This is a genomic window from Photobacterium proteolyticum (genome assembly GCF_001939735.1).
Classification (GTDB): Bacteria; Pseudomonadota; Gammaproteobacteria; order Enterobacterales; family Vibrionaceae; genus Photobacterium; species Photobacterium proteolyticum.
This window is the reverse complement of record NZ_MJIL01000056.1, coordinates 42,856-55,017: the sequence shown is the minus strand read 5'-3', so window position 1 is coordinate 55,017 and position 12,162 is coordinate 42,856. Positions and strand designations below refer to the sequence as shown.

Annotated in this window: 14 protein-coding genes; 8 read left to right on the top strand and 6 right to left on the bottom strand. The window is 49.4% G+C overall.

The window, feature by feature from the left end; translation table 11 throughout:
* Window positions 1-10 precede the first annotated feature (10 nt).
* The 6 genes from BIT28_RS08670 (at window position 11) to BIT28_RS08645 (ending at window position 3,871) form a co-directional block, all read left to right on the top strand.
* Complete coding sequence (locus BIT28_RS08670; RefSeq protein WP_075763207.1) at window positions 11-745, top strand: DUF1538 domain-containing protein; 735 nt, start codon at window positions 11-13, stop codon at window positions 743-745.
* Between the two features lie 11 nt (window positions 746-756).
* Window positions 757-1,542, top strand: coding sequence for a DUF1538 domain-containing protein (locus BIT28_RS08665; RefSeq protein ID WP_075763206.1), 786 nt, complete (start codon window positions 757-759; stop codon window positions 1,540-1,542).
* Window positions 1,542-1,892, top strand: a complete 351-nt coding sequence (locus tag BIT28_RS08660) for a P-II family nitrogen regulator (protein ID WP_075763205.1) — start codon at window positions 1,542-1,544, stop codon at window positions 1,890-1,892. Before BIT28_RS08665 ends, BIT28_RS08660 begins: the two co-directional genes overlap by 1 nt.
* Complete coding sequence (locus tag BIT28_RS08655; protein WP_075763204.1) at window positions 1,889-2,293, top strand: CBS domain-containing protein; 405 nt, start codon at window positions 1,889-1,891, stop codon at window positions 2,291-2,293. Before BIT28_RS08660 ends, BIT28_RS08655 begins: the two co-directional genes overlap by 4 nt.
* Before the next feature lie 110 nt (window positions 2,294-2,403).
* Entirely contained in the window at window positions 2,404-2,952 is a 549-nt protein-coding gene (gene yfcE, locus BIT28_RS08650) for a phosphodiesterase (protein WP_075763203.1), read from the top strand.
* A gap of 196 nt (window positions 2,953-3,148) precedes the next feature.
* Window positions 3,149-3,871 (top strand): SIMPL domain-containing protein, encoded by a 723-nt coding sequence (locus BIT28_RS08645; protein WP_075763202.1) that lies wholly within the window; start codon window positions 3,149-3,151, stop codon window positions 3,869-3,871.
* Window positions 3,872-3,884: 13 nt separating this feature from the next.
* Here the strand turns inward: BIT28_RS08645 and BIT28_RS08640 are convergent, their stop codons facing one another.
* Entirely contained in the window at window positions 3,885-4,646 is a 762-nt protein-coding gene (locus BIT28_RS08640; RefSeq protein ID WP_075763237.1) for a sulfite exporter TauE/SafE family protein, read from the bottom strand.
* Window positions 4,647-4,946: 300 nt separating this feature from the next.
* On the opposite strand from BIT28_RS08640, the gene focA reads away from it, so the two are divergent.
* On the top strand, window positions 4,947-5,792 hold the full coding sequence (gene focA / locus BIT28_RS08635) for a formate transporter FocA (protein ID WP_075763201.1): 846 nt from the start codon (window positions 4,947-4,949) through the stop codon (window positions 5,790-5,792).
* Between the two features lie 75 nt (window positions 5,793-5,867).
* On the opposite strand, the gene BIT28_RS08630 is transcribed toward focA, so the two are convergent.
* The 4 genes from BIT28_RS08630 to BIT28_RS08615 all read right to left on the bottom strand — a co-directional run bounded on the left by BIT28_RS08630 (window position 5,868) and on the right by BIT28_RS08615 (window position 10,375).
* Window positions 5,868-6,062: a hypothetical protein gene (locus BIT28_RS08630; RefSeq protein WP_075763200.1), complete on the bottom strand. Its 195-nt coding sequence runs from the start codon at window positions 6,060-6,062 to the stop codon at window positions 5,868-5,870.
* Between the two features lie 2 nt (window positions 6,063-6,064).
* Window positions 6,065-6,613: a hypothetical protein gene (locus tag BIT28_RS08625; protein ID WP_075763199.1), complete on the bottom strand. Its 549-nt coding sequence runs from the start codon at window positions 6,611-6,613 to the stop codon at window positions 6,065-6,067.
* A gap of 231 nt (window positions 6,614-6,844) precedes the next feature.
* On the bottom strand, window positions 6,845-8,983 hold the full coding sequence (gene pta, locus BIT28_RS08620) for a phosphate acetyltransferase (RefSeq protein ID WP_075763198.1): 2,139 nt from the start codon (window positions 8,981-8,983) through the stop codon (window positions 6,845-6,847).
* A gap of 195 nt (window positions 8,984-9,178) precedes the next feature.
* On the bottom strand, window positions 9,179-10,375 hold the full coding sequence (locus tag BIT28_RS08615; protein ID WP_075763197.1) for an acetate kinase: 1,197 nt from the start codon (window positions 10,373-10,375) through the stop codon (window positions 9,179-9,181).
* A gap of 335 nt (window positions 10,376-10,710) precedes the next feature.
* Here BIT28_RS08615 and yfbV point away from each other — a divergent pair, with 335 nt between their 5' ends.
* Entirely contained in the window at window positions 10,711-11,163 is a 453-nt protein-coding gene (yfbV, locus tag BIT28_RS08610) for a terminus macrodomain insulation protein YfbV (RefSeq protein ID WP_075763196.1), read from the top strand.
* A gap of 191 nt (window positions 11,164-11,354) precedes the next feature.
* On the opposite strand, the gene BIT28_RS08605 is transcribed toward yfbV, so the two are convergent.
* Window positions 11,355-12,149 (bottom strand): ABC transporter ATP-binding protein, encoded by a 795-nt coding sequence (locus BIT28_RS08605; protein ID WP_075763195.1) that lies wholly within the window; start codon window positions 12,147-12,149, stop codon window positions 11,355-11,357.
* Between the last annotated feature and the right edge of the window lie 13 nt (window positions 12,150-12,162).

The following is a 12,162-nucleotide window of genomic DNA, read 5'->3' as shown; positions in this document are numbered from 1 at the left end:
AGGAGGCAGCATGGCATCGATTCTGGCAATGTTTAAGGCACTGCTGTCCAGCCTGCGTGATTTGCTGCCGATCATTGTGGTGATTGGCTTTTTTCAGCTGGTGGTACTCCAGCAGCCCTTGCCGGACTGGGGGGCGATTTTGCTTGGTCTGGTGCTGGTCGTCATAGGTCTGACTTTGTTCATCTTCGGATTGGAAATGGGGCTGTTTCCTATCGGGGAGTCGATGGCCAGGTCGTTTGCCAGTAAAGGCAGTGTCGTCTGGTTGCTGATTTTTGCATTTTGTCTTGGCTTCGGCACAACTGTTGCCGAGCCGGCGCTGACAGCGGTTGCCGCCGAGGCCGCTGAAGTGGCTGCCGAAGGGGGCCTGATAGCGCAAGATGAAGAAATGATGGATGACTATGCCAACGGCCTGCGGCTTACGGTGGCACTGTCTGTCGGGATTGCCATTATGCTGGGGGTGATCCGTATTCTCAAAGGCTGGCCTATCCATTGGATGATAATCAGTGGCTATGTACTGGTAATGGTGATGACCTGGTTCGCCCCTCAGAGTATTGTCGGTATTGCCTATGATTCCGGCGGGGTGACAACATCGACCATTACTGTCCCTCTGGTCACGGCTCTGGGGGTCGGACTCGCTTCGTCAATCAAAGGTCGAAACCCGATGGTCGACGGTTTTGGGCTGATTGCCTTTGCCTCCCTGACCCCGATGATTTTTGTTATGGGTTACGGCATGCTGGTGCATTAAGTGAAGGTTGCATGATCGAGCTATCGTCCGTTTTATCTCATTTTTTCGATACACTGAGCTCAACAGTGCGTGATGTGCTGCCGATTGTGATCATCATTTTTGGTTTTCAGCTGGCGGTACTCAGACGCCCGGTCGCCAACTGGAGCCGGGTCGTATTGGGCTTTGTCTATGTGGTGCTCGGGCTGTCATTTTTTTTAATGGGGCTGGAACTGGCGCTATTCCCACTCGGGGAGTCGATGGCTGCCCAGCTGACAGCCCTGGATTTTCTGTTTGATAGCGGTGAGGCCATACCAGAGCAGGTTCCCTGGGAGGAATACTACTGGGTGTACTTGTTTTCTGCCGCTATCGGATTCAGTACTACTGTGGCTGAACCGTCTCTGATTGCGGTTGCGATTAAGGCTAATCAGGTATCGGGTGGTACGATTAAGGTTAACGGGCTGCGGATTTCAGTTGCGCTGGGGGTAGCGTTCGGTATTGCTCTGGGTAGCTACCGAATTGTTGTCGGGGATCCGCTGCATTACTACATTTTGGTAGGTTATGTCGTGGTGGTTGTCCAAACCTATTTTGCCCCCAAGATGATAGTACCGCTTGCTTATGATTCGGGTGGGGTAACTACGTCAACGGTGACAGTGCCGATAGTGGCGGCGCTGGGGCTCGGGTTGGCATCTACGGTTCCGGGGCGTAACCCGATGCTCGATGGGTTTGGATTGATAGCATTTGCCAGTTTATTTCCGATGATCACGGTAATGGGCTATGCCCAGTTGTCGGTGTGGAAAGGCCGTAAGGAGTTAGACTAATGCGATTTAAGTTATTAGTGGCTTTTGTTGAAGATACAAAAACGGATGCCGTTCTGGATGCGGCTCGCGAGGCCGGTGCCACCGGGGCAACCGTTATCAACAATGCTCGCGGAGAAGGGCTGCACAAGAAGAAAACCTTTTTGGGGCTGAGCCTGGAAGTACAGCGTGATGTGCTGTTGCTGGTTGTGGAGGAGCATCTGGCTCGCTCGATCCTTGAGACTATAGAGCAAGTCGGCGAGTTTGACTCCGGTCCCGGACAGGGGATAGCCGTACAGCTTGATATCGAGGATGCAATAGGCGTGGCTCACCAGGTAGAGACGTTGACCAAGGTTGTGGAGGACAAGCTATGAGCGCTGAAAAAGTGGTCAAAGTAAGAGATGTGATGATGAATACCTATGCGATTGTCGAGGGGCTGACCACGGTCGCCGAGGCGGTAGAAATTGCCAAGCAGCGTCAGGTCAAGGCGCTGATTGTCAATAAACGTCATGACGATGACGAGTACGGCATTGTGCTGATGAATGACATCGCCAAGAAAGTGCTGGCCATCAACCGCTCGCCGCAGCGAACCAATGTCTACGAAATCATGACCAAGCCAGCACTGTCAGTGAGTGCGACCATGGACGTTCGTTATTGTGCCCGCCTGTTTGAGCGCTTCGGTATCAGCCGGGCACCGGTGATTGAGAACGGGCAGGTACTCGGTATGGTGAGCTATAACAATATCGTGCTTAACGGTATGTTGCGGGATGATTAACGGCTCTAGAAATGGGGGCTGCCGGTGGCCAAGTGTTATTAGTAATGTTGAATAGTTCGGTGTAGTATCTCGGCATTCTGTTCTAGTAAGTTTTGGTAAGTGATTTCCTGATGAAACTGTTTTTTGCCTCTGATATTCATGGCTGCGCCGAGAGCACCAAAACCATGCTGGCAGCGTTTGAGCAAAGCGGTGCCGACCATCTGATCCTGCTGGGTGACGTGCTTAACCACGGACCGAGAAATGCCCTGCCTGCAGGCTATGCGCCGATTGAGGTTGCCGAGCTGCTGAATCCGTATGCCGACCGAATTACAGCTGTGCGGGGTAACTGTGACAGTGAGGTCGATCAGATGCTGCTCGAGTTTCCGATGATGGCCGATTATAACCTGGTGCTACTTGCCGAAGGTCGTCGCCTGTTTCTGACTCATGGCCATTTGTACAATGGCGACAAGCATCCACGCCTGCGTGCCGGTGATGTGATTGTCTCCGGCCATACCCATCTGCCGGTAGCCGAGCAGAAAGAAGAGCTGTATTTGTTTAATCCGGGCTCTGTTACTATTCCGCGTGGTGAGTATCAGGCGAGTTACGGCCTGCTGGAAGACAATACGCTGAAAGTTGTGAGCTTTGATGGGGCGACGATCTGTTCGGTTGGGCTGAGCTAGTTCCTGATTGTCGATGCATAGATACTTGGCAGAGCGCACAACTTGTGCGCTCTTTAATTCCTACTGGTATTTCTTGCAACAACCGCTAACCTTTTGTTGTTCTGACAAAATACTGACACTTTCCCTCTAGTACTCCAGTTTCCCGCCTGCCACACTAAATACAGATAAATATCGGAATGAAAATAAGGTGTTAAGGATGAATAAACAGGTATTGGGCATTGTGCTCGGCGGGGTACTGGTTGCCCTTGGGTTAGGAAGCTGTGGCTATTTTATCGGTCAGACAATGTATAACGCCAAAGTGGCGATGAACATTGCCGAGGTGAAGGGACTGGCAGAGCAGCGGGTTGAATCTGATATCGCCAATTGGCAGCTGCGCTTTTCTATTAGTTCCAAAAATAAACAAGATATTCCGGCACTCTATCAGCAGGCTGAAGCCCAGCAGCAGGAAATCATGGCGATTCTCAAGGCCAATGGCTTTACCGGTGATGAGATTGAAATCGGGTTGATTGAATACAAGTATTATGAATACCGCAACGATAGCCAGACGGTCGTCGATCAAGATCATGAGCTTGAAGGAATGATAAGCCTGGAAACAACGAAAGTTCGTGATGTTGCTACCGTACGAGGTGAAGTGAACAAGCTGGTTGCCAAGGGCTACAACATTACCAACTATGCACCGACCTACCGTTTTACCCAGCTAAATGACATCAAGCCTGAGATGCTCAAAGCCGCCACGACCAATGCGCGTATTGCCGCCAATGAGTTTGCTGCCAACGCGGGTGTCGCCGTGGGGGGGATCCGCTCGGCCCGGCAGGGGAACTTCTCGATCACGGATGCTGGTGAGGAGTATGGCGATCGGCACAAGATAGAAAAAGATGTGCGTGTCGTGACCCGTATCGAGTTTTATCTGACCGAGTAACGCAGGAGCGTTGCTAAAAGCCGGTAAGCAGCTTGAAGCCGATGAGAAAGGTCAGTATCTCGAAGCTGCGCTTAATCAGGCTATTGCTTTTCTGGGAGGCCAGGTGGGCACCGAGGTAGCCGCCAAGAAATGAGCCGAGAAGCAGTACCGGTATCCAGGGCCAGAAGATATTGGCACCGGCCACATACATGGTGGTAGCGCCGATGCCGTTCCAGAACAGGCCGACACTGACCAGGGTGAGGGCAACAGCCTGCTTGTAGTCGAAACCGAACCAGCGGATCAAAAACAAGGTCACGAACAATCCTGTCCCGGCAGTGAGCGAGCCGTTTAATATTCCTATCAGGGCCAGCCCGAGACCGCCAATTACCATCCCCTGCCAGTGGCGGTTGCGAGGCTGGTCGTACTGACCTAGTTCTTTTTTGGTGAGCGAGTATATGCCTAGCCCCAAAATCAATAGTCCCAGCATCGCTTCGGCGGCTCTGCCCGGCACGAACAAGATCACATTGGCACCCAGTATCACGCCCAGCATGCCGGCCACAATCACATAGACGGTCAGCGGCCAGTTGAGGCTGCCGGCTCTTATATGCTTGATAGCAGCCCCCAGTCCGAGGGCGACACTGGCGACTTTATGGGTGGCCAGCGCAACGGCAAAGGGCAGGCCGAGAAAGATAAGTAACGGAAACTGGATCAGACCCGCGCCGCCTCCGGACAAAGAGGCCAGGGTGTTGGACAGCAGTGAGCCAATAAACAGCCCGATAGTATTCAATAAATCCATGATGTGTAGGTGATTCCCTTTCCCTGCAAGAGCCTGCATCTTATCAACTTCACAGAGGCTCTGCATCAGGCATAACCGTACGCTCTTCTGCGTCGAATGTGAGGGCGAGTTTGATCGAATTAAACGATTGGATTACTGAAATGTTGAGTGATGTTTACTAAATATGTTGATTCGGAATATTCGAGGTATAATCTCGTTTTTATCGAGTTTTTGTTGCTAATGAGTCTTGTATTTCACCTAGATTAGGTTCACTATCCGGCATCGTTTTTTATGTGTTTCAGTAGGTACAGGTACAAGATTATGAGTCAGGGGCAGTTTGATTCTCTTTTACCGCCGCAGATGGCCGAGAAGGCCGCTGAGGTAGGGGTAGGCAAAGCAACAAAAGATCCGGTGAAATCGCTTTTGCTGGCCATTACTGCTGGGATGCATATCGGCATTGCATTCGTTTTCTATACTACGGTGACTACTGGTTCGGGTGACATGGCGTGGGGGATGGCACGTTTTGTCGGCGGGCTGGCATTTAGCCTTGGATTGATCCTGGTGGTGATTACCGGTGGTGAGCTGTTTACCAGTTCGGTGCTTACTTTGGTCGCCCGTGCCAGCGGTAAAATCAGCTGGAAAAGCCTGTGCCTGAACTGGGGCGTTGTCTATATCGGCAACCTAATCGGTGCCTTGCTGCTGGTGGGGATTATGCTGGTCAGCAAGCAGTATCTGTCAGCAGATGGCGCTTTGGGGATCAATACTATGCAAATTGCCCAGCACAAGCTGCATCATGGTTTCTTCCAGGCTGTTGCGCTGGGGATCATGTGTAACGTCTTGGTGTGTGTCGCGGTATGGATGACATTTAGCGGTCGTACCCTGACGGATAAAATCATCGTGATGGTATTGCCTGTTGCAATGTTTGTCTCGGCGGGTTTCGAGCACTGTATTGCAAACATGTTCCAGGTGCCGATGGCAATCGCTATCAAAAATCTGGCTTCCCCGGAGTTTTGGCAGATGAGCGGAATGAATCCGGCAGATTTTGTCGATCTGACCATGAGCAACTTTATCGTCAATAACCTTATTCCGGTGACTATCGGCAATATTATCGGCGGTGGTGTATTCGTCGGGATGGGATACTGGATTATCTACCTGCGCGGTAAGTAACTAAGAGTTCGGAGACTATTAACTAGTCTTATTAGGTTTAATTTAATTGGCCGTTGCGGTTGTCGCAGCGGCTTTTTATTCTTTACTATCATCATCTTTCCGAGAGCTTTTTTTGTTTTTGAAAGCATCCCAAAAAGCTGAAAGAATGAAAGAAAAAAGTAAACCATAAAACATAATATCTTTCATTGTTTCATCTGCTTCTTCCCAAGTATATACAATACAAGAAAGAAGGATAATGAGCATTAAAATTGCTTTGATCCTATTTTTCATATTCAATAAAACCTAGATGTATTAATTTGAGTTCTATTTTTTAACTCATTCCTAGATTTATTCAGTTCCTTGTTATTCCAGATAACGAATCCCCATATCACTAATGTAGCGAGTTGCTTATAACCGACAGCTCGTGCTTTAACTACTTTTTGAACTAGCTCCCAGATGCTCATTCCGCTAGCACCTACCCCAATAAGCCCAGCAAGGTACTGAATTTGTTCGTGTGATGCAATATCCTGTATTAATTCATCATTTGTGAGTGACCAAACACCCCATTGAGGGTTTACAAACGTAGTATCCAGTGTTTTGTCTATTAAGGCACCGATCAATGCTCGCTTCTTAATTGAGTGAATTGTCTTCATGGCCATTTGTCTTTGCTGTTGAGTTAGGTGGCGGTAAAGAACCACATAGCACATGGCTTGTAATTCTTTTTCTCCAGCATCAATAAGTAGATTTCTTCGAATACCAATAGTATCTGAAAGTTTATTTAATTGTCCCTGAAGTGTTATCGGAATATTTGGATAAGGAAAATCATTAATTGTTGGTTTCATGGTATTTCCTTTTTGATATATTTGAGATAATTCTTACATCAGTTATTTAAACATCAAGATGAAAACAAGTGGAAATGAACGTTATGCGTAAAGTGTCATATTGGTATAGAAATTGATAAACGACATTAAGGAAATATTTGCGTCTGGTTTCAAACTTTTGATTTTCTTTATATATAAAAACGCCCCCGCATGGCGGAGGCGTTCAAACTATTTCTCAGTCGTTAATAACGATTAAGCGTTAGTTTCTTCGGCTTGTTTCGCCTGAATCGCAGTCAGTGCCACTGTGTATACGATATCGTCTACCAGTGCGCCACGAGACAGGTCGTTAACCGGCTTGCGCATGCCCTGAAGCATTGGACCGATAGAAACAAGATCGGCTGAACGCTGTACCGCTTTGTACGTCGTGTTACCTGTGTTTAGGTCAGGGAATACGAATACAGTCGCTTTACCTGCTACTGGCGAGTTAGGCGCTTTAGAAGCAGCAACGTTTTCCATGATCGCAGCATCGTACTGAAGAGGGCCATCGATCACTAGATCTGGGCGCTTCTCTTGAGCAATGCGAGTTGCTTCACGTACTTTATCTACGTCTGCACCCTTACCAGACGTACCGGTAGAGTAAGAGATCATTGCAACGCGTGGTTCGATACCGAATGCTTTTGCAGAGTCTGCAGACTGGATAGCGATTTCCGCTAGTTGCTCGGCATTTGGATCTGGGTTGATTGCACAGTCACCGTATACCAGTACCTGATCAGGTAGTAACATGAAGAATACAGATGATACGATTGACGCATCAGGTGCAGTCTTGATGATCTGGAACGGAGGAACGATAGTGTTCGCCGTTGTGTGAACAGCACCAGAAACCAGGCCGTCTACCTCGTTGTTTTCAAGCATCATTGTGCCTAGGAAAACAGAGTCTTGCAGCTTCTCGCGAGCAACAACGTCAGTCATACCTTTCGCGCCACGAAGCTCAACCAGGCGAGCAACGTAGTTCTCACGGACTTCTTCAGAGTTGATGATAGTAACGCCAGAACCTAGAGTAACGCCTTGCTGTTCTGCAACACGCTTGATTTCTTCCGGGTTACCAAGAAGCACACATTCCGCGATGCCGCGCTCAGCACAGATAGCTGCCGCTTTAACGGTACGTGGCTCATCACCTTCAGGAAGTACGATACGCTTAGCTGCCTTACGGGCAAGTTCTGTTAGCTCGTAACGGAATGCCGGCGGGCTCAGACGACGTTCTTTGGTTGAACCTTCAGTCAGTGATTCAATCCACTGGCCGTCAATATGGCTAGCCATATATTCGTTAACTAGCTCAACACGCTCTTTATCGTCTGCTGGTACTTCCAGGCTGAAGCTCTGAAGGTTCAGAGATGTCTGCCAGGTGTTGCCTTGTGCAGTCATTACAGGCAAGCCTGTTTCGAATGCGCGCTCACACAGATCCATTACTGGCTTAGGTAGCTCGTAGCCGCCTGTCAGTAGCAGGGCACCGATTTCAACGCCGTTCATTGCAGCCAGACATGCTGCAACGATAACATCAGGACGGTCGGCAGAAGTTACAAGCAGAGAACCCGGACGGAAGTGCTCAACCATGTGCGGGATAGAACGCGCACAGAAAGTAATGCTCTTGATACGGCGAGTATCGATATCACCTTCGTTGATGATTTCAGCGTTCAGGTGCTTGGCGATATCGCGTGAACGAGTCGCGATCAGCTCAGAGCTCCAAGGCGCACAGCCTAGTACACGGATTGGACTTGAGTTGAATACCTGCATTACTTCAACGTGAGAAGGGACAGTCGCTTCTGCATCGTCAAAGATTTCAGATAGGTCCGGACGAGTACGACCTTCAGCATCAACTGGTGCGTTTAGTTTGTTAACGACAACGCCAGAGATTTGCTCGTTTTTGATGCCGCCGAAGTTAGAACATGCTACTTCGATACGCTCTTTAAGCTGAGCTGGGTTGTCTGTACCCGGTGCAACAACGAATACGATTTCTGCATCCAGTGTTTTTGCGATCTCATAGTTAATCTGGTTTGCAAACGGATGCTTGCGAGTTGGTACCAGACCTTCGATTAGTGCCACTTCAGCGTCAGCGGTCGCTTCTTTGAAACGGGCAACGATATCTTCAAGCAGTACATCGCTCTTATCATTACGGATAAGTTCTTCGGCACAAGCCATTGAGAAAGGTTCTGCAACTTTCATGTCACTGTTAGCAGTGATGATGTTGGTTGTCAGATCTGGCTGGCCGCCGCCGTGACGTGGCTGGGCGATAGGCTTGAAGAAAGAAACGCGAACACCTTTGCGTTCCATTGCGCGTAGCACACCAAGGCTAACGCTAGTAAGACCAACTCCGGCACCAACCGGAATAAGCATAATAGTACGGGACACTATGGATTCCTCAACTATTGAACAATACAGTGCTGTTCAATAATGATTGGTTAACCGTTATTGAGCAGCACCACAAAAAAAGGTCACAACTTTCGTCTTTGACGATAAAGCCATGAAAAAATGGCCGGCCTAAGCCAGCCATTATTTGCCGCGCCAGGTGCGCAGCAAAGTATCGCCAGATTAGATTTCAGCCAGACGCGCTGTATCTTCTGCGATTACTAGTTCTTCGTTAGTTGAAACAACCATTGCAGGTACACGGCTGTTTTCAGTAGTGATAACACCTTCGCCGCCGAAGCGTGCTTTAAGGTTAGCTTCACCGTCAACTTCTACACCCAGGATAGCAAGGCGGTTCAGAACCATCTCACGGATAGGAGCAGAGTTTTCACCGATACCGCCGGTGAAAGTGATTGCGTCAAGACGGCCTTCCAGAGACGCCGTGTAGCCAGCAACGTACTTAGCCAGACGGTGGCAGAATACGTCCATTGCACGTGTTGCTTCTTCTTTCTCACCGTAGTTGTCTTCAACGAAACGGCAGTCAGAAGTCACTTCAGTCAGACCCTGAAGGCCAGACTCTTTAGTTAGCATCGTGTTGATCTTTTCAACAGAGTAACCTAGGTTGTCGTGCAGGTGGAAGATGATAGCAGGGTCGATGTCGCCACAACGTGTACCCATTACCAGACCTTCAAGTGGAGTCAGACCCATAGACGTATCTACAGACTTACCGTTCTTGATTGCACAAACCGATGCGCCGTTGCCCAGGTGGCAGTTGATGATGTTTAGTTCATCTTCTGGTTTACCAAGGATGTTCGCTGTCTCGCGAGTGATGAACAGGTGAGAAGTACCGTGCATACCGTAGCGACGGATACCGTGCTCTTTGTATAGGTTGTACGGTAGCGCGTATAGGTACGCTTCTTCAGGCATAGTCTGGTGGAAAGCAGTATCGAATACAGCAACGTTTTTCAGTGCTGGGAAAGATTTCTGTGCTGCTTTGATGCCGATGATGTGAGCAGGGTTGTGAAGAGGTGCCAGTGTTGCACAGTCTTCGATACCTTTAAGAACAGCTTCGTCGATTAGTGCTGACTGAGTGAACTTCTCGCCGCCGTGTACAACACGGTGACCGATAGCCGCTAGGTTTTCAGCTAGTTCCGGCTTAGAAGCAAGAATAGTGTCAACCATGAACGCAAGCGCTTCTTCGTGAGCAGCGCCGTTACCTAGTTGTGCTTCGTGCTTACCGTCAAGTTTCCACTTGATACGTGCTTCTGGAAGGTGCAGACATTCTGCAAGACCTGTCAGGTGTTCTTCACCTGATACCGCGTCAACAACAGCGAACTTAAGAGAAGAACTACCGCAGTTAAGAACTAAAACCAGCTTAGACATGAGAGTGACTACCTATAATCTGTCTGAAAGTTGATATTCAACTGATGAAAAATTACCCATAGGATAGACGACTTTTGAATATGCCGATCCAATCTGGGTCAAATTCGAGTTATGTCCGTATAATAGAGAATTGAGAAACCCACAATCCTGGGCCATCCCTGGAGGCTGCCTTAGGTTGCCAGAACGATGATTACAGGCAACAATTACTTTAGGCGCGTCTAGGATAGCGATTGTTAAGCAATATAACAAAAAGATTTTTAGAAAAATTTAATTTGAATCAAGTTTATTATTCCTTAATTTGAATTTTTACTGTTTTTTTTGAAGTTTGGTGCTTTATGAGTCAAAACAAATCGATCTGGCAGTCTTTCAAAAATGGTCAGCAGTACATGGCTACCTGGCCGATGCGGAAAGAGCTGGCAATGATGTTCCCGGAGCCTCGTTACATTAAGGCGACGAAGTTTGCGACCCGAGTGATGCCGGCCGTGGCAGTGATGAGCGTATTGAGCCAGATGGCGTTTAATAACTATGACGCCTTGCCGCAGGCGATTGCCGTTGCATTCTTCGCACTGAGCATGCCATTGCAAGGGCTGTGGTGGTTGGGTAAACGCAGCAGGACGGATTTGCCGCCTTCTCTGGCGACCTGGTATCGCGAGATCCATGACAAGATCACCAGCGAAGGGTATGCGCTGCAGCCGATAAAGCCTCGACCGCGTTATCTTGAGCTGGCGCAGGTGCTGAACCGGGCGTTTAAGCAGTTGGATAAGACATCGCTGGAGCGGTGGTTTTAATTTATTCCCTCCCCTTATTAAGGGGAGGGTTAGGGTGGGGGTGATTGGTTACGCTTACCCCCTCCCCCTTGAAAAGGGGGAGGGGCATTCACTGTCATATCAACTTAATGTCCAATTAAAAGCGCCGGAGCTTCCCCCGTCTTACATAGAAGCTCACCACGGCGCTTTTTTGTAGGCGTTCAAGTCACGTATTAGCCAAGCAGCAGGCTATCATCCGCCAGCTCTTCACCGCGAACCTTGCTGAACATTTCGAGCAGCTGTTTCACATCCATGTTCTCTCTTTCTTGTCCCTGGACATCCAGCACGATTTCGCCCTGGTGCAGCATTACGGTTCGGTCGCCGTAGGCAAGGGCATCCTTCATTGAGTGGGTAACCATCATGACGGTCAGGTCAAACTCTTCGACCACTTTTTTTGTCAGTGCCAGCACGAAGGCTGCCATGCGTGGATCCAGGGCGGCGGTGTGCTCGTCGAGCAACAAAAGCTTGCTGTCGGCCAGCGAGGCCATAACCAGACTGACTGCCTGGCGCTGACCTCCGGAAAGGAGGCCGATATGGTCACCCAGGCGGTCTTCGAGGCCGAGGCCAAGAATACTGATTCGTTCCTGAAAGAGTTTGCGGCGCTGTGACGAAAGGGCCAGCTTCCAGCTTCGCTTGCTGCCGCGTTTGTAGGCGAGTGCCATGTTTTCTTCGATTGTTAGCGAGGCACAGGTGCCCGCCAGCGGATCCTGAAAAACACGCGCGGCATACTGCGCGCGCTCATGGACGGATTTGTGGGTCACATCAATATCGTCGATAAGCACCTGGCCGCCCACCATTGGGGTCTCCCCGCTAACGGCGCCCAGCAGCGTTGACTTGCCCGCGCCGTTGGATCCGATAACAGTAACGAACTGTTTTTCCGGCACCGCAAGCGAAACACCGCGAAGAGCCTGATTTTCCAATATTGTGCCTTCATTGAAGGTAACGCGGATGTCATTTAATTCAATCATCTATTTTTACCCT